Genomic DNA, 21,148 nt, shown 5'->3' with positions numbered 1-21,148 from the left:
TAAAAAGGCTCGGCGGGCAACCTCCGGGCCTTTTTTTATGCGTTTGCTGCACTGCACCTATAAAAATATTTCCTTGAAGTGGTTTTAAATTTCATATTGCGGTAATGCATTGAGAAAAATGCATTTCGGGTCAGACCACTGAAAGCACAATTACGCACTATCCGGAGACCGCTGCCTGTGCGTGAAACAGTTCTGCGTCAACAACACCTCATTTTTGGAGATAAGCGATGAGTACCCAGCAACCGACGATTATTTACACACTGACCGACGAGGCCCCCCGTTTGGCCACTGCTTCGTTCCTGCCTTTGATCCGCACATTCACTGCGCCTGCAGGCATCAACGTAGTGGAGTCGGATATTTCGGTGGCTGCGCGTGTGTTGGGCGAGTTTTCTGACTTCCTCACAGAAGACCAAAAGGTCCCCAATACCTTGGCTGAGCTGGGTAAAAAGACGCTTCAAGCGGACGCCAACATCATCAAGCTGCCCAACATCAGTGCTTCGGTAGGCCAGTTGGTTGCCTGTATCAAAGAGCTGCAGAGCAAAGGCTACGCGATCCCTGACTATCCTGAGACTCCCAAAACTGACGAAGAGAAGGCGATTCGCGTCCGCTACTCCAAGTGCACAGGTAGCGCGGTCAACCCGGTTTTGCGCGAAGGCAACTCGGATCGTCGTGCACCCAAGGCGGTGAAGGAATACGCCCGCAAGAACCCGCACAGCATGGCCGAGTGGAGCCAAGCCTCTCGCTCGCATGTGTCTCACATGCATGCTGGTGACTTCTACCATGGCGAAAAGTCCATCACATTGGACCGTGCGCGTGATGTCAAGATGGAGTTGATCACCAAGAGCGGCCAGACGCTGGTGCTCAAGCCCAAGGTTTCTTTGCTCGACCGCGAAGTGATCGACAGCATGTTCATGAGCAAAAAGGCCTTGCTGGAGTTCTACGAGAAGGAAATTGAAGACGCTCGCAAAACCGGCGTGATGTTCTCCTTGCACGTCAAGGCCACCATGATGAAGGTGTCGCACCCCATCGTGTTCGGCCACTGCGTCAAGATTTTCTATAAAGACGCATTTGCAAAGCACGGTGCCTTGTTCAAGGAATTGGGCGTCAACGTGAACAACGGCATGGCGGATCTGTACGGCAAGATCGCGACATTGCCCCAGTCCAAACAAGACGAGATCAAGCGCGACCTGCACGCCTGCCATGAGCACCGCCCTGAGCTGGCCATGGTGGATTCCGCCAAGGGGATTACCAATTTCCACTCACCCAACGACATCATTGTGGATGCGTCCATGCCCGCCATGATCCGTAACGGCGGCAAGATGTGGGATGCTAACGGCCGTCTGAAAGACGTGAAGGCAGTGATGCCTGAGTCCACTTTCGCCCGCATTTACCAGGAGATGATCAACTTCTGCAAATGGCACGGCAACTTTGACCCCAAGACCATGGGCACCGTGCCCAACGTAGGTTTGATGGCTCAGCAGGCCGAAGAATATGGCTCGCACGACAAGACCTTCGAAATTTCCGAAGACGGCGTTGCGAACATTACTGACCTGGCCACTGGTGAAGTGCTGTTGAGCCAGAACGTGGAAGCGGGTGATATCTGGCGCATGTGCCAGGTCAAGGATGCTGCGATTCGCGATTGGGTGAAGCTGGCGGTTAACCGCGCCCGCAACTCCGGAATGCCTGTTGTGTTTTGGCTCGACGCCTATCGCCCTCACGAGGCGCAGCTGATCACCAAAGTCAGAATGTACTTGCACGAGCATGACACCACAGGCTTGGATATCCAGATCATGAGTCAGGTTCGCGCCATGCGCTACACCTTGGAGCGCGTAATTCGCGGTCAAGACACGATCAGCGCTACGGGCAACATTCTGCGCGACTACCTGACGGACTTGTTCCCGATCATGGAACTCGGCACCTCTGCAAAGATGCTGTCCATCGTGCCTTTGATGGCCGGTGGCGGCATGTACGAAACCGGTGCCGGCGGCTCTGCCCCGAAGCACGTTCAACAGCTGGTGGAAGAGAACCACTTGCGTTGGGATTCGTTGGGCGAGTTCCTCGCTTTGGCAGTGTCGTTGGAGGACTTGGGTCTGAAGACCGGCAATGCCAAGGCCAAGGTGTTGGCGAAAACATTGGATGCGGCGACTGGAAAATTGTTGGATAACAACAAGAACCCATCTCCGAAAACAGGTCAACTCGACAACCGTGGCAGCCAGTTTTACTTGTCCTTGTACTGGGCCGAAGCGCTTACAGCCCAGACAGACGACGCCCAGTTGGCGTCCCAGTTCGCACCATTGGCCAAGGAGTTGGCTGCTAAAGAGCAAACCATTGTTGCCGAGCTCGCTGCAGTGCAAGGTGCGCCAGTGGACATCGGTGGGTACTACCTGCCAGACACCGCTAAGCTGGAGGCCATCATGCGCCCGAGTGCAACTTTGAACGCTGCCTTGGGGTCTGTCGCTGTCTAAAGACGCACCGCAGCCTTCGGGCTGTGACCCATAAAAAAGGGTTGCCGGAGATTCCGGCAACCCTTTTTACATGGTGCAAGTGTATTCATTTTGCCGAATCAAAAGGCGCTCCACTGATCTTGGAACCTGCCTTAATGCCTCGCTTTTCAAACCACCCCCGGTTCATTTCCAGCACGTATCGAACGGGGCGCAACGCACAGTGTGAGTCGGTCGTTTGTGGTTTCATGTCGGCAAGGTTCACAACAGTGCCATCGTCGCTGATGAAGGCCGCAGTCAGCGGGATGAGTGTGTTTTTCATCCAAAAGCACAAGCCGGAAGGTTGTTCAAACACAAATAGCATGCCTTCATGGGTCGGCATTTCCTTGCGGAACATCAAGCCGATGGATCGCTGGTCGGGGGTGCGGGCTACCTGCGCTTCGATTTGGTACATGCCAGCACTCATCTTGATCCTGGGTAGGTCCATCTGGGCGCTTTCTTGGGCGTGTGCCCAGGGTACTCCCAAGAGCACAACAGAAAGAAACAGTGTTTTGAAATAAGTCATGCGGGCAGCTTTGCGGGATAACGGGTTGCGAGGCGCATTGTCACCGCTTCGCAAGTAGGAGCTTGTGACTTTACAACTAGAATGATTCCAAGGCATACCGCGCCGGAGCCCACAGTTTTTCAACACTCTGCGGTTGTGCGTTTTGGATATTGGAGTTTTGTTTTTCTATGTACCAGCACATTCAAATACCTCAGCAGGGCCAAAAAATAACGGCCAACCCGGACAAATCATTGAATGTTCCGGATCAGCCCATCATCCCTTTCATTGAAGGCGATGGCGTTGGCCAAGACATTACGCCGGTGATGTTGAGGGTCGTTGACGCAGCCGTGGAGAAAGCCTACGGCGGGGTCCGAAAAATCCAATGGATGGAAATTTTTGCAGGTGAAAAAGCTACCCGGGTGTACGGCCCTGATGTCTGGTTGCCACAAGAAACTCTGGATGTGGTGCGCGACTATCTGGTATCCATCAAAGGCCCTCTCACGACGCCGGTAGGTGGCGGTATTCGCTCTTTGAATGTGGCGCTTCGGCAGGAGTTGGACCTCTATGTTTGTTTGCGGCCGATCCAATACTTCAAAGGCGTTCCCAGCCCGTTGAAGGAACCGGAAAAGACCAACATGGTCGTTTTCCGCGAGAACTCTGAAGACATTTATGCGGGCATTGAGTTTGAAGCCGGCTCTGAAAAAGCGATTCGCTTGATCCAGGTGCTACGTGACGATTTTGGGATTCAGAAAATCCGGTTCCCGGAGACCTCCGGTCTGGGTATCAAGCCCGTTTCGCGCGAAGGCACTGAGCGTTTGGTGCGCAAGGCCATTCAATACGCTATCGACAATGACAAGCCCAATGTCACCATCGTGCACAAGGGCAACATCATGAAGTTCACGGAAGGCAGCTTCCGTGATTGGGCCTACAACTTGGCAATGGCAGAGTTCGGGGCCGAGCTGATCGACGGTGGGCCATGGTGCAAGTTCAAAAACCCCAACACGGGCCGCTACATCATCATCAAAGACAGCATCGCGGATGCGTTTTTGCAGCAAATCCTCTTGCGCCCGATGGAGTACAGCGTGATCGCCACTTTGAACTTGAACGGGGACTACATTTCTGATGCCTTGGCTGCCCAAGTGGGCGGCATCGGCATAGCGCCCGGAGCCAACCTGTCGGATACGGTTGCCATGTTCGAGGCGACCCATGGCACGGCACCCAAATACGCCGGCAAAGACTACGTCAACCCCGGCTCCGAAATCTTGTCCGCAGAAATGATGTTGCGTCACATGGGCTGGAAAGAGGCCGCCGACCTGATCATCCGCTCTTTGGAAAAGTCGATCGCGAGCAAAAAGGTCACTTACGATTTTGCGCGACTGATGGATGGCGCTCAGCAGGTCAGCTGTTCACGCTTTGGGCAGATCATGATCGACAACATGTAGCCGCTTGAAACCCCGTGTTTTGAGTTAACCAGCCGCACCTAAGCGAAAGCTTGTGCGGCTTTTTCTATGCGGTGCTTGAAATTCAGGCATCGTCCCCCAGTTGATCTTCGCATTTGCGGCTTTGTGCCTCCCGATAGAATCATTTCATGGCTACAAATACTCCCAAACCACCCGCAATCAAGCCACCGCCCGCAGGCAGCGACGACGGTACTGTCGTCCTCGAACGCCTGGCACAGAAGGTACAACCCCCTTCGATGTACCAAGTCATCATGCTCAATGACGACTACACACCGATGGAGTTTGTAGTGGTTGTGATTCAGGAGTTCTTTGGAAAAGACCTGGAGGCTGCCACAGCCATCATGCTCAAAATCCATTTGGATGGACGTGGAGTGTGTGGCGTTTACCCGAAAGATATTGCCGCTACCAAAGTGGACCAAGTGCTGGACGCTGCACACAAGGCAGGTCACCCATTGAAATGTGTCAGTGAGCCCGTAGATCTGTAGGGGAAAGCTGAAACTTCGGTCACTCAGCAATCAAATCGGATTACAGTCATTCATCACCAAGGCAGAAAAAGGAATTCACATGATTGCCCAAGAATTGGAAGTCAGCTTGCACATGGCATTCGTGGAAGCCCGTCAGCAGCGCCATGAATTCATCACCGTGGAGCACTTGTTGTTGGCTCTGTTGGACAACCCCAGTGCGGCAGAAGTGCTCAGAGCTTGCGCCGCCAACATCGATGATTTGCGCAAATCTCTTACCAACTTTATCAAGGACAACACGCCGCAAGTGGCAGGGTCTGATGAAGTCGATACGCAGCCGACGCTTGGCTTTCAGCGTGTGATCCAGCGCGCCATCATGCACGTGCAGAGCACAGGCAGTGGCAAGAAAGAGGTGACTGGCGCCAACGTGCTGGTAGCCATCTTTGGCGAAAAAGATTCTCACGCGGTCTACTATCTCCACCAGCAAGGCGTGACCCGCTTGGATGTAGTGAACTTCATTGCGCATGGCATCAAGAAAACCGACCCGCCCGAAGCTGCCAAATCGAATGAAGCGCCTTCGGATGGCGAAGAGGGCGTGAGCGAGAAGAACGAAAAAGCGTCTCCGCTGGAGCAGTACACGCAGAACCTGAATCAGTTGGCCAAAGAGGGCAAGATTGATCCCCTGATCGGTCGTGATTATGAGGTGGAGCGGGTTATTCAAATCCTGTGCCGCCGGCGCAAGAACAATCCCTTGCTGGTTGGTGAAGCTGGTGTGGGCAAGACTGCCATCGCGGAGGGACTGGCATGGCGCATTTCTCAAAATAACGTGCCTGAGATTCTGGCCGACTCGGTGGTGTATTCGCTTGACATGGGCGCCCTCTTGGCTGGTACCAAATACCGCGGAGACTTTGAACAGCGCTTGAAAGCGGTTCTCAAGTCCTTGAAGGAAAAGCCCAATGCCGTCTTGTTCATTGACGAGATTCACACGCTCATCGGAGCCGGTGCAGCCTCTGGGGGTACCTTGGATGCGTCAAACTTGCTCAAGCCGAGCCTGAGCTCTGGCCAGTTGAAATGCATTGGTGCTACGACATTTACTGAATATCGCGGCATTTTTGAAAAAGACGCTGCGCTGTCACGGCGCTTCCAAAAAGTGGATGTGGTGGAGCCCACCATTGACCAGACGGTTGAGATCCTGAAAGGATTGAAGTCACGCTTTGAAGAGCACCACAACGTGAAATACGCGGTTGCTGCACTTCAGGCCGCAGCAGAGTTGAGTGCCAAGTACATCAACGATCGGCAGCTGCCGGACAAGGCCATCGATGTGATCGATGAGGCGGGTGCTGCACAGCGCATCTTGGCGCCCAGCAAACGCAAAAAGACCATCAGCAAGACCGAGGTGGAGGAGATCGTGGCGAAGATCGCACGCATTCCCCCTGCCAACGTCTCCAACGATGACCGCAGCAAGTTGAAAACGCTGGAGCGCGATCTCAAGAGCGTGGTATTCGGTCAGGACAAAGCGCTTGATGTGCTCGCCTCTGCGGTCAAAATGGCTCGCTCAGGCTTGGGCAAAGGCGACAAGCCGATCGGCTCTTTCCTGTTCAGCGGCCCCACCGGTGTCGGCAAGACCGAAGCCGCGAAGCAGCTGGCCTACATCATGGGCATCGACCTGATTCGCTTCGATATGAGCGAGTATATGGAGCGGCATGCGGTGAGCCGCATGATTGGTGCGCCTCCTGGCTATGTGGGCTTTGACCAGGGTGGTTTGCTGACTGAAGCTATCACGAAGAAGCCCCATGCTGTGTTGTTACTGGATGAGATCGAAAAAGCGCATCCGGACATCTTCAATGTGCTGTTGCAGGTGATGGACCATGGATCTTTGACCGATAACAACGGACGCAAGGCCGACTTCCGCAACGTGATCATCATCATGACCACCAACGCCGGCGCCGAGACGATGAACAAGGCCACGATTGGTTTCACCAATCCGCGGGAAGCCGGTGACGAGATGACGGACATCAAGCGCTTGTTCACCCCCGAGTTCCGCAACCGTTTGGACGCGATCGTCGGTTTCAAAGCTCTAGACGAGGTTGTGATCTTGCGGGTGGTTGACAAGTTCCTCTTGCAGCTTGAAACCCAATTGGCCGAGAAGAAGGTCGAGGTGACTTTCACTGACAAGCTGCGCAAGCATCTGGGCAAGAAAGGCTTCGACCCCTTGATGGGCGCCCGACCCATGCAGCGTTTGATCCAAGACACGATTCGTCGTGCACTGGCCGACGAGTTGTTGTTTGGACGCTTGGTCGACGGTGGTCGCCTGACGGTGGACCTAGACGACAAGGATGAGGTGTCTTTGGATATCCAGCCTATCCCCAAAAAGGAAGGCAAGTCCAAGTCGGAAGAGGCCACGGCAGGCTGATTGAAATGCCTACCAAGCCTGCAACTCCTAAGTGTTGCAGGCCTTCAAGGGCTCAGTTCTTCTCGAACTGGGCCCTTATGCTTTCTACACGGGCCCGGTTGACGGCGAAGTCCTTGCGTCCGATACGACTTGCCGAGCGGACATGGATGACCTGTTCTGCAGGGTTCAACCAAAACTCAACGTCGTCTGTGAACTTCAGCGTTGGAGTTGTACTCTGAGCGTACAGGTAGTCGCTGGTCTCCGTGACTACCGTAGTCGCTGGCAAAGCGCGGACAATATCGGCTAGCTTGCGCAGCGCAGACGCGCCGTCGCCTTGGTAGTGCAGGGGAGAAATATCAGCGTACTCGCGCTGAGGATGTTCGGGGTATAGCCCGGCCTGGCTGCTGACACTATTCGGTGTGCTGGAAGGGGGCTTGAGGCGACCGTTGTGAACGCCGAGGTCACCCGGTGATTTGCCTTTGAGCATGCCGAACTGTCCTGCGAAGAAGACCACAGCAGGCAGCAGTATCACTACCAGGCCGACGAACCATAAAGTTTTCATGAATATTCCTTTGGGCGAATGTTGCATGCGGAGATGGTAGGTCAAAGTTTGGAGCGATTGACTTGTGTGTGACGGCTAGGCGACATTGAGAGTCAACAGTTTTTTAATAGGGATGGTGATGAAGTTTTTGAATCTAGTGCGAGGACCACTGGTGCTCGCCGCAGCCGCGCTGATCGCGGCGTGCTCTACAGCACCTGGCGTGTCGAAAAACAGTGGCTCCGCAGCGCTGGAGTCCGTGCCCCCGATAGTCGCAGCACCCAAGCCGCCTCCAAAAATCGGCTTGGCCTTGGGTGGTGGCGCTGCGCGTGGTTTTGCCCATGTCGGCGTGATTCAGGTGTTGGAAGAAAACGGGATCAAACCCAATTTGGTGACTGGTACATCCGCCGGTAGTCTGGTTGCGGCGATTTACGCGAGTGGCAAGAATGGAGCCCAGCTGCAGCGTGTGGCGGAGACGATGGAGGAAGCTGCTATTGCCGACTGGACCCTACCCATCTTCAGCCGTGGCATGTTGCGCGGTGATGCCTTGGCGCGCTACGTCAATGCGCAGGTCAGCAGCAAATTGATCGAGGACCTACCCATGCCCTTGGGCATCGTGGCTGCCGACCTCAACACTGGTAATGACGTGTTGTTCCAAAGAGGGGATACCGGTACTGCGGTGCGGGCCTCCAGCGCGGTGCCGGCCGTGTTTCAGCCGGTAAAAATCGCGGGGCGCGAGTATGTCGATGGTGGCCTCGTATCCCCGGTGCCTGTGGGTGCAGCACGCCGCATGGGGGCTGATTTTGTAATCGCGGTCGACATTTCCAGCCCGCCTGAAGGCAGTCTGACTGGGGGCACCCTGGATATCCTGATGCAAACATTCTCGATCATGGGCAAAAGCATCAACCGCTATGAACTCCGGGACGCTGAGGTCGTGGTGCGCCCTGCGTTGCAAGGGATTGGAAGTTCAGATTTCAGTGCCCGCAAACGCTCCATCGAGGCAGGCCGGCAAGCTATGCTCAAGATGATTCCTGAGCTCAAGGCGGCACTTGCCGCACGAGAGAGGTAAAAAAAGGCCCCGTTTTACAACGAGGCCTTGAAGGGATCCCTGAACCTGAAGGTTTCGAAAGGACCCGAGGAGACAAACGGTAGAAACAAGGAAGTTTCTGTTGAAGGAATTATCTCAGGGTTTTCCCTTGGTAGCTAGTGGTAGGGACAAAAAAACCAAAATTGTTTTAGTGCCCCGTACCCAAATTAGCGCTTTTTCGCAGTCGCAGCCTTGGTGGCGTTGGTTGCAGTAGCAGCCACAGCGTTGAAGTTAGCTTCGGCAACTTCAGTCGCTTGCTTCACTGCTTTTTGCACCGATTCCAGGGCATTGTTAGCAGCAGCCACAGAGCTCTTCATGATGGCGACCACAGATTCGGAACCTGCAGGAGCGTTCTTGGCAGCGCTGTCGACCAGACCAGAAAACTTCTTCTGGGCTTCAGCAGCTTGAGCTTCAGCGTTTTTGGTGAATTCAGCACCAGTGGAAGTGGCGATGTCATAGAGGTGACGGCTGTAAGCAGCGGTCTTCTCAGCCAAAGGCTGCAGCAGGCCGGATTGCAAGGCCAACAGCTCTTGGGCGTCTTTCACGCTCAGCAAAGTTTGTGTGTGGGTAGCGGCTTCGGCCATGGCTGCTTTAGATGCAGTCAGGTTCAGCTCGACAATCTTTTCCACGCCTTCGAAAGCCTTGGTAGTCAAACCAAACAGGGTTTCGATGTTGGCTTTGTGGGAAGCGATAACTTGTTCAACGGTCAGCATAGAGATCTCCAAGAGTTAAGGTAAAAATCACCATCTGCGCCGTCATCATCTGTCCCCGTGGACGTTATGTTGCAGTGCAGCATGGATTGAATTATAGGCAGCCCTGGTATCAATGCAAGCACTTTTTGTTGCGGTGCAGCAAATTAAGGTATTTTTCCTAAATCAGCGACTACAGGCCTGTTTTTCGCAGGCGTGTCATCAACCGCAAGTGGGGCAACTCAGATAAATCCACTTCGCACTCCCTTATATCGGGCGTGCCGCTAGCCCGTGTCACTATCGCTGGCAAAATAGTTTGCATGCAGCAAAACGTGCCCCTGAAGCCCCACGCCGAGCCGCGAAGTGCCTACCGGGTACTGCGCACCATTCCCACCCGCTGGAGTGACAACGATGTCTACGGTCACGTGAACAACGTGGTGTATTACAGCTGGTTTGATACCGCGGTGAACGCCTACCTGATGGAGCAGGGCGTGCTCGATATCCATGCCGGCGACACCATCGGCTTGGTGGTGGAAACCCAGTGCAATTACTTCGCCTCTGTGTCCTTCCCCGAGGTGGTGCAGGCCGGTATTCGGGTTGCCAAACTCGGCACTTCGAGCGTGCGCTACGAGATCGGTATCTTTGGCGAGGGTGATACCACTGCCGCCAAAGGCCACTTCATCCATGTCTATGTGGACAGGCTCACCCGCAAGCCGGTCCCGCTCCCTGATGCCTTGAGACAACTACTGGAGACCTTGCAATGACCGCAGCCATCGTCGATGACGCCATCCGCTCCCGCATGTCCGCCCGGGCCTTTCTGCCCCAGGCAGTTGCCCGGGAAGACATTGAAGCCATCTTGGACGTAGCCAGCCGCGCTCCTTCCGGTACCAATTGCCAACCCTGGAAGGTCTATGTACTGCAAGGTGCGAGCCGCGATGCTCTGGTGGACAAAACCTGTGCCGCGCATGGCGCCATTCGCGCCAACCCCGAGCTGGCTGCGCAGTACCAAGAGGAATACGACTACTACCCCGCCCAATGGGTCAGCCCCTATATCGACCGCCGGCGCGAGAACGGCTGGGGGCTCTATGGCTTGTTGGGCATCGGCAAGGCCGACAAGGACAAAATGCACGCGCAGCACCAGCGCAATTTCCGCTTCTTTGATGCGCCGGTCGGCCTGATGTTCACCCTTGACAAGGTCATGGGGCGCGGCTCGTTGGTGGATTACGGCGCGTTTCTGCAGAACATCATGGTGGCAGCGCGGGGGCGTGGGCTTCACACCTGCCCGCAGGCGGCGTGGAACGGCTTCTCCAGCATCATCCTTCCGCACATCGGCGCGGGCGAGGGCGAAATGCTGGTCTGCGGCATGTCGCTTGGCTATGCCGACCCCGATGCGCCGGTCAATACCTTCCACACGCCGCGCGTGCCTGTGGCAGACTTCACCCGCTGGGTGGAATGATCGTCATTTGAACGAAAACGGCTGCTGGCGCTCTATAAATAAGCGCAAGTAGCTCCTGAATTGATAGCAATTTCCTGGGCGGCCTTTCATGGCAGCCTGAACGCCTCATGATCATCACCAGCCTGCTGGACACCGACCTTTACAAATTCACCATGATGCAGGTGGTGCTGCACCAGTTTCCGGGGGCGCAGGTGGAGTACCGCTTCAAGTGCCGCAACCCGGGCATGAATCTGGCAGCGCATGCGGCGGAAATTCGCGAGGAAATCCGCTCCCTCTGCAGCCTGCAGTTCCAGGAAAGCGAGCTGGCTTACCTGCGGTCTATGCGCTTTATCAAGAGCGACTTCGTGGACTTTCTAGGCTTGTTCCGCCTGAATGAAAAGTACATCACCGTCACACCCTTGGCCAACGGCGAGCTGGACATCAGCATCGTCGGGCCGTGGCTGCACACCATCTTGTTTGAAATTCCGGTGTTGGCCATCGTGAACGAGGTGTACTTCCGCAACACCCAGCGGGTGCCGGACTTTGTGGAAGGGCGCAAGCGTCTGGAAACCAAGATTGAGCAGCTGCGTGCAGAGGGCCTGGAGGACCTGAAAATTGCCGACTATGGCACCCGCCGCCGGTTTTCCCGAGCGTGGCACGACGAAGTGCTGCGAGTGCTCAGCGCCAAGCTCGGCACGGTGCAAAGCCCAGGCAATGCCGTAGGCCGCCCCGGCCAGCTGGCGGGTACCAGCAATGTGTTGCTGGCTATTAAGCTGGGGCTCACGCCCCTGGGCACCATGGCCCACGAATACCTGCAGGCCTCGCAGGCCTTGGGCCCGCGTTTGCGGGACAGCCAGATATTTGCCTTCGAGTCATGGGCGCGGGAGTACCGCGGCGACCTCGGCATTGCGCTCAGCGATGTGTACGGCATGAACGTGTTTCTGCGCGACTTCGACATGTTCTTCTGCAAGCTCTTCGATGGCGCGCGCCATGACAGCGGCGACCCGTTCACCTGGGGTGAGCGCATGATTGCGCACTACCTCAGCAACCGGGTGAACCCGAGCACAAAAACACTGATCTTTAGCGACGGGCTGACCATTCCGCGCACCATCGAGCTGTACCAGCAGTTCCGTGGGCGCTGCCAACTGGCCTTCGGCATTGGCACGAATCTGACCAACGACTTGGGCTACACGCCGCTGCAAATCGTCATCAAAATGGTGCGTTGCAACGGCCAGCCGGTGGCCAAGCTCTCCGACACGCCATCCAAGAACATGTGCGATGACGAGAAATATTTGGCCTATCTGCGCCAGGTGTTTGAAATTCCGAACCCTGCGGAGACATCTGTTGTGCCCTCCACCCAAACCTCTGCTTCAGCATGACAACATCAACTACCAAGCCTCGCGTTCTGGTCAGCCGGGCCATCTTCCCGGAGGTGATCGCTCAGCTGGAGACGGCCTTTGAGGTCGAGCACAACCAAGCGGATGCCGTGTGGACGCCTCAGGACTTGACCGCCCGCCTGCAAGGCAAAGACGGCGTGCTCACCACGGGTGGCGAGCGCATCAGTGCCGAGCTGTTGCAGGCCTGCCCGCAGCTCAAAATCTGCGCCAACATGGCCGTGGGCTTTAACAACTTTGATGTGCCGGCCATGACCGCCAGCGGCGTGCAGGGCACCAATGCTCCGGATGTGCTTACCGAGACCACCGCCGATTTCGGCTTCGCGCTGATGATGGCCACCGCCCGCCGCATGGCCGAGAGTGAACATTTTTTGCGTGCCGGCTTGTGGAAGCGCTGGAGTCACGACATGTTTTGCGGCGGCGACATCCATGGCGCCACGCTCGGCATTCTGGGCATGGGGCGCATCGGGCAGGGCATAGCGCGGCGCGGCTTCCATGGCTTCGGCATGAAGGTGATCTATCACAACCGCAGCCGGCTCGATGCAGGGCTAGAAGTGGCGTGTGGCGCGCAGTATGTAGACAAAGCGACGCTGCTCGCACAGGCTGACCATCTGGTGCTGGTGGTGCCGTACTCGGCGGAGTCGCACCATACCATCGGTGCTGCGGAGTTGGCGCAAATGAAGCCCACCGCCACCCTGACCAATGTTGCGCGCGGCGGCATTGTGGACGATGCGGCGCTGGCCCGCGCCCTGCGCAGCGGGCAGATTGCTGCGGCCGGGCTGGACGTGTTTGAAGGCGAACCCCAAGTGCACCCGGACTTGCTGACCGTGCCCAACGTGGTGCTGACTCCGCACATCGCCAGCGCGACCCTGGCGACGCGCCGTGCCATGGCCCAGTTGGCCGCTGACAACCTGCTGCGCTTTTTTGCGACAGGCGAGGTGCTCACCCCCGTGAACACACTGGGCGCAGTGCGGCGCTAAAGCGCTACGGGAGGGGCACGTTCATGCAAGTGCGCAATAGGCCTTGTGTGACAGTTTGCTATTGAATTCATAGCTACTCGCGCATATTCAATGAGCGCTGGTGGCCTAAATGATGCATAACTAGAAGGAATCTATGGCGGAGTGGATGGTGGTGGCGGGGTTGGTTTTAGGCATCTTGCAACTCGTGTTGCTGTTGCTGTTGTTGCGCAGTCGCACGGACAATGATCCGCAGGCCCGGACCCAGGAGATTGCACAACTCGAGGCCCAGCGCCAAGAGCTGCTGGCGCGCCTGCAAGCCAGCAGCGAACGCGTGGAGCGCGAGCTGCGTCGCGAGGTGCAGGAGAGCGCTCGCAGTGGTCGCCAAGAGTTAGCGCAAAACCTGGCCATGTTTCAAAAAAGCTTGGTACAGCAAGCCGCCGAAGCCACCCGCACACAGAACACCCAGATCGACGCCTTCGGCCAGCAACTCGCGCTCTTGCAGAAGACCCTGTCCGACACCCTGGCCAATCAACTTAGTGCCCTGAGCGAATCCAACGCCCGCCGCATGGCCGAAGTGCGCCAGACCCTCGAGGCCCAATTGGCCCAGCTGCAAACCACTAACGCTGCCAAGCTCGACGAAATGCGCGCCACGGTGGACGAGAAGTTGCAGACCACCTTGCAAGCCCGTTTAGGCGAGAGCTTCAAACAGGTGGCTGAGCGACTGGAGCAGGTGCACAAAGGTCTGGGCGAAATGCAGTCGCTCGCGCAAGGCGTGGGCGACCTGAAGCACTTGCTCACCAACGTCAAAACCCGTGGCATGTTCGGCGAAGCCCAGCTGGCATCTCTCTTGGAGCAGGTGTTTGTGCCCGACCAATACGCCACGCAGGTCGCCACGCGCCCCGGCAGCAAAAACGTGGTGGATTTCGCCATCAAGCTGCCCGGCAAGTCGGAGAACGGCGAGCCGCTGTGGCTGCCGATTGACGCCAAGTTCCCCAACGAAGACTACGAGCGCCTGCTGGACGCCCAGGGCAGGGCGGATGCTGCCGTTGCCGAGGCGGCGGGCAAGGCGCTCGAGATGCGTATTCGGCTGGAGGCCAAGTCGATTTCCGAGAAGTATGTGGAGCCCCCGTACACCACCGACTTCGCCATTCTGTTTTTGCCGACCGAAGGCCTGTACGCCGAAGTGCTGCGCCGCCCCGGCCTGATGGAAGCTTTGCAGCGCGAGCATCGCGTCACCCTGGCCGGGCCCACCACCTTGCTGGCCATGCTCAGCTCCTTGCAAATGGGCTTCCGCACGCTGGCGTTGGAGAAGCGCTCCAGCGAGGTGTGGCAGGTGCTGGGTGCTGTTAAAACTGAGTTCAGCAAGTTCGGCGATGTGCTGGCCCGGGTCAAGTCGCAAACCGAGACCGTGCTCAAAACCCTTGACAGCGCCGAAGTGCGCAGCCGCGCCATGGGGCGGGCACTCAAAAAAGTGGAGGCCTTGCCAGACACCCAGGCGCAAGCCCTGCTACCCATAGACCGCGATTTGGACCGGGATGCTGACGGTGCCGGCCTATGAGCGGCCTTCACCCTTCCGCGCCATCCGCAACTGACCCACAGCAGGGACCCAGGGCGCTGCTGCGCTTGATCAGCGGACACGTCTGTCTGCATGCCAGTATGGCGGGCATGCGGCTCGCTGCGCCATTGTGGGCTTTGCAGCACGGATATGGCCCCTTGGCGGTGGGTTTTTTGCTGGCTTTGTTCTCTTTGTCGCAGGTGTTTTTAGCCTTGCCGGCGGGGCGCTTCGCAGACCGCCATGGTCTGCGTAAGCCGGTATCCCGGGCGGTGGTGGCCGCCACGATAGGCGCCAGCGCGGCGGTGGTTTTTCCGCATTTTGTCGTGCTGTGTTTTGCGGCCTTGATGATGGGGGGGGGCCACCGGCGCGGCTTCGATTGCTCTGCAACGCCATGTCGGGCGTGCGGCGGCGGATGCCACTGATTTGCGCCGTGTGTTCAGCTGGCTGTCCATCGGCCCCGCGATCTCCAACTTTGTGGGGCCTGTGTGTGCGGGCTTGCTGATTGACTATGCGGGTGTCTGGCTGGGCGGCAGTGCAGCAGACCGCAACGGTTTTGTGGCGGCATTTGCACTCACTGCCTTGTTGCCCTCGTTGGCGTGGCTGTGCGTGCGCTCTACCCGAGAGCTGGAGCCCATTGTGCACGTGGGAGGAGTTGCACCCAGCGCGTGGCCGCTGCTCAAAGAGCCGATCATGCGCCGGCTGCTGTTGGTGAATTGGTTGCTCTCCAGCTGCTGGGATGTGCACACCTTTGTGGTGCCGGTGCTCGGCCATGAACGGGGCTACAGCGCCTCTGTGATCGGCACGATTCTGGGCGCCTTTGCGGTTGCGGCTGCAGTGGTGCGGGTCTTCTTGCCCATGCTGGCGGCCCGGCTGCGCGAGTGGGCCGTGGTTACCGCAGCCATGGTGGTAACCGCTGTGCTGTTTGCGGTCTACCCCTTGATGCCCAGTGCTTGGGCGATGGGCATGTGCTCGGTATTGCTGGGGCTGGCGCTGGGCACGGTACAACCGATGATTATGAGCATGCTGCACCAAATCACGCCCCATGCACTGCACGGGCAGGCGATTGCCTTGCGGCTGATGACTATCAACCTGTCTAGTGTGCTCATGCCCATGCTCTTTGGCACGGCAGGCGTGGTGGTGGGGGTGTCTGTGGTGTTCTGGACCGTGGGTGCCTTGGTGGGGCTGGGTTCACACGCAGCGTGGGGGCTGCGTGCTGAGGACAATTTGCCGCGGGGTCGCCCCAAGGCAAATTAGCCCCCTTGGGGGGCAGCGACCCGCTCAGCGGCGGAGCGTGGGGGCCTTAAGTTGGCAGTCCGTAGAAGTTACGGATCACGTCCCAAGCGTCTTGCGGGTCGTCGGTGTAGTGGAGCAGGTTCAGGTCTTCCGGTGAGATGGCCCCTTCTTCCACCAGTACATCCATGTTGATCAGGCGTTTCCAGTAGTCGGTGCCGAACAGGATGATGGGCACCGGCTTAGCTTTCTTGGTTTGCACCAGCGTGATCACTTCAAACAGCTCGTCCAGGGTCCCGAAGCCGCCGGGAAACGCTACCAGCGCTTTGGCACGCATCATGAAATGCATTTTGCGGGTGGCAAAGTAGTGAAACTTGAAGCTCAAAGACGGCGTCACGTAGGGGTTGGCCCGTTGCTCATGCGGCAGGGTGATGTTCAGGCCGGGGGTGAGGGCACCCATTTCGTGGGCGCCGCGGTTGGCCGCCTCCATGATGCCGGGGCCACCGCCAGTGCAAATGAACAAGCGCTGGTCTTTGGGTTTGCGGGCGCTGTGCCCGGCTACCAAGCGGGCAAACAAACGTGCGTTGTCGTAGTGCTTGGCGTTGCGCAAGTGGCGCTTGGCCACCGCGATTTGCTGGGCATCGCCCGATGATTCGGCGGCCTGTGCAAACGCCTCGGCATCTTCCGGTGACGGGAAACGCGCGCTACCAAAGACCACCACGGTGTTGTCCACGCCCTGTGCGGCTTGGTCGAGGTCGGGCTTGAGCATCTCGAGCTGGATGCGGATGCCACGGGTCTCGCGGCGCAGCAGAAATTCAGGATCGGCGAAGGCCAGTCGGTAGGCGTCCTGGTCGAGGGCGCCACCTTGGTCAGAGTGGTTTTGCAGGTCCGCCCAGGCGTTGGCGATACGGCTTTCGTTGAGGTTTTGCGTGTTTTCCATGGCTTCATTGTGCGGCAGTTTCGTGGCACTCTGAAGGCAAGAGACGTACCGTTTTTTGCGGCTTGTTCGCAGGCATAAAAAAAGCTCCCGAAGGAGCTTTTTATGAGCAGGTCCTGAAGGGCCTGTGCAGCACGGGGTTTAGACGCGCTTACGGTATTCGCCGGTGCGGGTGTCGATTTCGACCTTGTCGTTCTGAGCCACGAAAATTGGCACGCCGATTTCGAAGCCGGTTGCAATCTTGGCAGGCTTGAGCACCTTGCCGGAGGTATCGCCCTTGACTGCAGGTTCAGTCCAGGTGATTTCGCGAACCACGCTGGTCGGCAATTCGACAGAAATGGCCTTGCCTTCGTAGAACACCACTTCAGCGGTCATGCCGTCTTCGAGGTAGTTCAGGGCATCACCCATGTTTTCCGATTCCACTTCGTACTGGTTGTAGTCAGCGTCCATCCAGACATACAGGGGGTCTGCGAAATAGGAGTAGGTGCAATCTTTTTTGTCCAAGATGATCTGGTCCATCTTGTCGTCGGCCTTGAACACAACTTCGGTGCCGAAGTTGGCGATCAGGCTCTTGAGCTTCATGCGCACGGTGGCAGAGTTACGGCCGCCACGGCTGTATTCGGTTTTCAGGACGACCATGGGGTCTTTGCCGTGCATGATCACGTTGCCGGCGCGGATTTCTTGTGCGATTTTCATAGGGTTGCTTGAGCGAGTGTCGCTAAGTGCGACTGTAGGCCGCAGTCTGCGGCGGGGGCATGAATCGCCCCAAAACTCGGGCGGCTAATTCAGCAAAGCCTCGTATTTTATCGCTTTTTCTCCACGAAATTGACCAGCGCTGTGACCAAGTCCTCTTGAGAAGCCAGCTGAAGGCGCCAGTCGTGCGCTGCCATGCGAGATTCTTCGGCGTGCAGCAGAGCCCAGTCTATGGGCGTGCTTTCGGCGCCACTTGGCAAGGGGAGGCCATTCCAGGCGGCAAAGAGCGTGCGTAAGCCGGCGGGGACTTGCAGGCAGTCGAGGAAAGCGTTGAGCTTGTCGCGGTGTGCCCCGTCGTCTTGGGGGTAGATGTGCCATAAGAAAGGCTTGCCTGCCCAAAGTGCGCGCACCAGCGAGTCTTCGCCCCGAACCAGGTTGACATCGCAGCTGCGCAGCAGCTCATCAAACTCGGCCTGCGCAAGCGCGGGAAGGTGGTGGAGACGCAGTTTGTTGTCACCCGCAGGGACACCAGAAGCCTCTACGGCAGTGCTCCATGCCGCTTGCACGGCCCGGGCAGCACGGCCCGGGGTCACCAACAGCAGCGTCTGCTCGGGGCCGCGCATCCAATGTGCAAGCGCGGCACTCAAGCCCTCGGGCTCGTAGCAAAACAGGCTGATCAGCCGCTCGCCTTGCCAAGTCACTCCATGGCTGCGCAGCCAGTCGGAGCGCTTTGTGTGGTCCCATTGCGCTGCGGCTGCCAGCAGTTTGGATTCCCGCAGCAAGCCGCCCGTGCCCGCGGTAAAGCCGGGGTAGTAAAAATGTTTGGTCCAACCTTTGGCGGGACCTTGCATTACTGGCGAGGGCAGGGCGTGGCAGCGCTCTACATAACTCTCTGCGGAGAGGTATTCGAGGTTGATCCATACCGGGGTTTTGATGACTTCTGAGGCGCGTGCGCTGATGGAAATTGCATATGACGCTATGAATTCAGGAGCGATTTCGCATCCGAATCCCTCAATCCACACGGTTGCAGGGGGGAGTTGTGCGACAAAGGCAGCGTCTTGGGACTGTGCCCAGTCCAGTACTTGAACGCCCGGCCATAGGCCCTCACGCGCACCGGGAGCCATCCAGGTTAACGGGCTGCTATCGTCCGCCCACAAACGGACGTGGTGGCCCCGGCTCGCGAGGTCTGTGCACAAGCGCCAGCATACGCCGATGTCGCCGAAGTTATCGATCACGCGGCAGAACACATCCCATTGCCATGGTGGTGCGGAGTCGTGGCGGGAAGTCGGTGTAGAGGTGACTAGGGACATGCGCCCGATTGTGCACAAGGGGCGCCACTGGGCGGACAATAGCGCCCCATGAGTGATACCCATCCTGAAGAGCTACTGCGTGAAGTAGCGGCATTGCCGTCTTTGCCCGGCGTTTATCGTTATTTTGATGCGGATGGCCAAGTCTTGTATGTCGGCAAAGCCATCAGCTTAAAGAAGCGGGTGAGCAGCTATTTTCAGAAAAACCATGGCGGCACCCGTATCGGGCACATGGTCAGCAAGATTGTGCGTATGGAGACCACGGTCGTTCGCTCTGAAGCGGAAGCGCTGCTGCTGGAAAACAACCTCATCAAAACCCTGAACCCCAAGTACAACATTCTGTTCAGGGATGACAAGAGCTACCCCTATTTGAAGATGACGGGTACGCCTCCCGTGCCCAAAAAACTGGCGCCAGCCGAGCCCCCGGTGGCCGCACGAGCTCCTCAACCGGTGGAATTTGCGCGGGTTTCGTATTACCGGGGAGCTGTTGAGAAAAAGCACCGTTATTTTGGCCCGTACCCCAGCGCGTGGGCCGTCAAAGAGGCCATTCTGTTGATGCAAAAGGTGTTCCGCTTGCGCACCTGTGAAGACTCGATATTTGCCAACCGCACCCGCCCTTGTTTGCTTTACCAGATCAAGCGCTGCTCAGGGCCGTGTGTCGGCCATATTCAGCCGCTGGACTATGCGCAGGATGTGGCAAATGCCGAGCGCTTTCTCAAAGGGGAGGCGCAGGACGTCATGCGCGGGCTGGAGACCCGCATGATGGCGCACTCGGACAAGCTGGAGTTTGAGAAAGCCGCCGAGTTGCGCAACCAAGTAGCGGCGCTATCTAATGTTTTGCATCAGCAATCGGTAGATAACGTGTCGGACCGGGATGTGGACATCTTGGCCGTCAAAGTGCAGGGGGGCAAAGCCTGTGTCAACCTGGCGATGGTGCGGGGCGGGCGCCATTTGGGCGATCGGCCTTATTTCCCAGTGCATGTGGAAGATGCCTCGGTGATGGATGTGACGGACGAGGGTGCGAGCGCGCAGCCCGTCGAAGTGCAAGTGTTGGAGGCCTTTATCGCCCAGCACTATTTGCAAGTACCCATGCCCTCGGTGCTTGTGGTGAGTGAGCCGGTGAGCAAAGCGCTCATGCAGGCGCTGGCGGAGCAAACCGGTGTCAAGGCCGCGGCAGTGCACCAACCCCGGGAGCAGCGCCGGGCTTGGTTGGAAATGGCCCAAACCAATGCGGCCCTTCAATTGGCGCGCTTGCTGTCTGAAGAGGGCTCGCAGCAGGCGCGCACTCGCGCCTTGGCGGATGCTTTGGATCTCGCCATGGACAACTTGGATGATCTGCGAATCGAGTGCTTCGATATTTCACACACGGCAGGGGAAGCCACGCAGGCTTCGTGCGTGGTGTTTCAGCAGCACAAGATGCAGAACGCTGAGTACCGGCGATTCAACATCGATGGCATCACCGGTGGAGATGATTACGCAGCAATGCGTCAGGTGCTCACCCGGCGCTACAGCAAGATCGCAGAGGCCGTGCGTGAAGCCAAGCACAGCGGAAGCACCTTGGCTGGTAACGCGCGGTTGCCTGACCTCGTCTTGGTGGACGGCGGTAAGGGGCAAGTGTCCATGGCGAGGGAGGTTTTCGAGAGCCTCGGTCTGGATTTGTCGCTGATCGTCGGTGTCGAAAAAGGCGAGGGCCGCAAGGTGGGGCTTGAGGAATTGGTGTTTGCCGATGGCCGAGACAAGGTGTACCTCGGTGCAGACTCGGCTGCGCTGATGTTGGTCGCTCAAATTCGCGACGAGGCCCACCGCTTCGCTATTACGGGAATGCGTGCCGCTCGGGCCAAGGTACGAACGGGTGGCAGCAAGTTGGAAGAAATACCCGGCATCGGCCCCAAGCGGCGCGCGCGCTTGTTACAGCGTTTCGGCGGGGTTCGCGGCGTGGAGCAGGCCAGTGCGCAAGACATTGCATCGGTCGAAGGTATCTCGCGTGAATTGGCGGAGGAAATCTACCGGGCGCTGCATTAAGCCG

The 21,148-nt window shown here is 57.7% G+C and carries 17 protein-coding genes and 1 pseudogene; 12 read left to right on the top strand and 6 right to left on the bottom strand.

The window, feature by feature from the left end; all coding sequences use genetic code 11:
• Window positions 1–227 precede the first annotated feature (227 nt).
• Window positions 228–2,465, top strand: a complete 2,238-nt coding sequence (locus tag U5L73_RS12680) for an NADP-dependent isocitrate dehydrogenase (RefSeq protein WP_322562691.1) — start codon at window positions 228–230, stop codon at window positions 2,463–2,465.
• 85 nt (window positions 2,466–2,550) lie between these two features.
• Here the strand turns inward: U5L73_RS12680 and U5L73_RS12675 are convergent, their stop codons facing one another.
• Window positions 2,551–3,006, bottom strand: coding sequence for a DUF192 domain-containing protein (locus tag U5L73_RS12675; protein WP_322562690.1), 456 nt, complete (start codon window positions 3,004–3,006; stop codon window positions 2,551–2,553).
• A 167-nt stretch (window positions 3,007–3,173) separates the two neighbouring features.
• On the opposite strand from U5L73_RS12675, the gene icd reads away from it, so the two are divergent.
• From icd to clpA, 3 genes are all read left to right on the top strand, one after another.
• Window positions 3,174–4,427 (top strand): NADP-dependent isocitrate dehydrogenase, encoded by a 1,254-nt coding sequence (gene icd / locus U5L73_RS12670; RefSeq protein WP_322562689.1) that lies wholly within the window; start codon window positions 3,174–3,176, stop codon window positions 4,425–4,427.
• 146 nt (window positions 4,428–4,573) lie between these two features.
• Window positions 4,574–4,930, top strand: coding sequence for an ATP-dependent Clp protease adapter ClpS (clpS, locus tag U5L73_RS12665; RefSeq protein WP_322562688.1), 357 nt, complete (start codon window positions 4,574–4,576; stop codon window positions 4,928–4,930).
• A gap of 79 nt (window positions 4,931–5,009) precedes the next feature.
• On the top strand, window positions 5,010–7,319 hold the full coding sequence (gene clpA, locus U5L73_RS12660; RefSeq protein ID WP_322562687.1) for an ATP-dependent Clp protease ATP-binding subunit ClpA: 2,310 nt from the start codon (window positions 5,010–5,012) through the stop codon (window positions 7,317–7,319).
• A 52-nt stretch (window positions 7,320–7,371) separates the two neighbouring features.
• Here clpA and U5L73_RS12655 read toward each other — a convergent pair whose 3' ends face one another.
• Window positions 7,372–7,860: a DUF1499 domain-containing protein gene (locus U5L73_RS12655; protein WP_322562686.1), complete on the bottom strand. Its 489-nt coding sequence runs from the start codon at window positions 7,858–7,860 to the stop codon at window positions 7,372–7,374.
• Between the two features lie 118 nt (window positions 7,861–7,978).
• On the opposite strand from U5L73_RS12655, the gene U5L73_RS12650 reads away from it, so the two are divergent.
• Complete coding sequence (locus tag U5L73_RS12650) at window positions 7,979–8,905, top strand: patatin-like phospholipase family protein (protein ID WP_416221309.1); 927 nt, start codon at window positions 7,979–7,981, stop codon at window positions 8,903–8,905.
• 185 nt (window positions 8,906–9,090) lie between these two features.
• On the opposite strand, the gene U5L73_RS12645 is transcribed toward U5L73_RS12650, so the two are convergent.
• Entirely contained in the window at window positions 9,091–9,636 is a 546-nt protein-coding gene (locus U5L73_RS12645; RefSeq protein ID WP_313880365.1) for a phasin family protein, read from the bottom strand.
• 296 nt (window positions 9,637–9,932) lie between these two features.
• On the opposite strand from U5L73_RS12645, the gene U5L73_RS12640 reads away from it, so the two are divergent.
• The 6 genes and pseudogenes from U5L73_RS12640 (at window position 9,933) to U5L73_RS12615 (ending at window position 16,209) form a co-directional block, all read left to right on the top strand.
• Window positions 9,933–10,376 carry a thioesterase family protein gene (locus tag U5L73_RS12640; protein ID WP_322562685.1) on the top strand — a complete coding sequence of 148 codons (444 nt, stop codon included), beginning with the start codon at window positions 9,933–9,935 and terminating at the stop codon, window positions 10,374–10,376.
• Window positions 10,373–11,068 carry a nitroreductase gene (locus tag U5L73_RS12635; RefSeq protein ID WP_322562684.1) on the top strand — a complete coding sequence of 232 codons (696 nt, stop codon included), beginning with the start codon at window positions 10,373–10,375 and terminating at the stop codon, window positions 11,066–11,068. The genes U5L73_RS12640 and U5L73_RS12635 overlap by 4 nt, the downstream gene beginning before the upstream one ends.
• 107 nt (window positions 11,069–11,175) lie before the next feature.
• The gene (pncB, locus tag U5L73_RS12630) at window positions 11,176–12,426 is read left to right on the top strand and encodes a nicotinate phosphoribosyltransferase (RefSeq protein ID WP_322562683.1); all 1,251 of its coding nucleotides are present in this window, start codon (window positions 11,176–11,178) and stop codon (window positions 12,424–12,426) included.
• Window positions 12,423–13,421, top strand: a complete 999-nt coding sequence (locus tag U5L73_RS12625) for a D-glycerate dehydrogenase (RefSeq protein ID WP_322562682.1) — start codon at window positions 12,423–12,425, stop codon at window positions 13,419–13,421. Before pncB ends, U5L73_RS12625 begins: the two co-directional genes overlap by 4 nt.
• Before the next feature lie 133 nt (window positions 13,422–13,554).
• Window positions 13,555–14,958, top strand: coding sequence for a DNA recombination protein RmuC (gene rmuC, locus U5L73_RS12620; RefSeq protein ID WP_322562681.1), 1,404 nt, complete (start codon window positions 13,555–13,557; stop codon window positions 14,956–14,958).
• 107 nt (window positions 14,959–15,065) lie between these two features.
• A pseudogene (locus tag U5L73_RS12615) lies at window positions 15,066–16,209 on the top strand (MFS transporter).
• Between the two features lie 46 nt (window positions 16,210–16,255).
• Here U5L73_RS12615 and U5L73_RS12610 read toward each other — a convergent pair.
• From U5L73_RS12610 to earP, 3 genes are all read right to left on the bottom strand, one after another.
• On the bottom strand, window positions 16,256–17,125 hold the full coding sequence (locus tag U5L73_RS12610; protein WP_322562680.1) for a TIGR00730 family Rossman fold protein: 870 nt from the start codon (window positions 17,123–17,125) through the stop codon (window positions 16,256–16,258).
• A 138-nt stretch (window positions 17,126–17,263) separates the two neighbouring features.
• The gene (gene efp / locus U5L73_RS12605) at window positions 17,264–17,818 is read right to left on the bottom strand and encodes an elongation factor P (RefSeq protein ID WP_296507542.1); all 555 of its coding nucleotides are present in this window, start codon (window positions 17,816–17,818) and stop codon (window positions 17,264–17,266) included.
• A 107-nt stretch (window positions 17,819–17,925) separates the two neighbouring features.
• Window positions 17,926–19,125, bottom strand: a complete 1,200-nt coding sequence (gene earP / locus U5L73_RS12600; RefSeq protein ID WP_322562679.1) for an elongation factor P maturation arginine rhamnosyltransferase EarP — start codon at window positions 19,123–19,125, stop codon at window positions 17,926–17,928.
• Between the two features lie 48 nt (window positions 19,126–19,173).
• Here earP and uvrC point away from each other — a divergent pair, with 48 nt between their 5' ends.
• The gene (uvrC, locus tag U5L73_RS12595) at window positions 19,174–21,144 is read left to right on the top strand and encodes an excinuclease ABC subunit UvrC (protein WP_322562678.1); all 1,971 of its coding nucleotides are present in this window, start codon (window positions 19,174–19,176) and stop codon (window positions 21,142–21,144) included.
• Window positions 21,145–21,148: the final 4 nt, after the last annotated feature.

The sequence above is a fragment of the Rhodoferax sp. genome (assembly GCF_034520025.1).
Lineage (GTDB): Bacteria > Pseudomonadota > Gammaproteobacteria > Burkholderiales > Burkholderiaceae_C > Allorhodoferax.
This window is presented reverse-complemented; position numbering and strand designations above follow the sequence as displayed.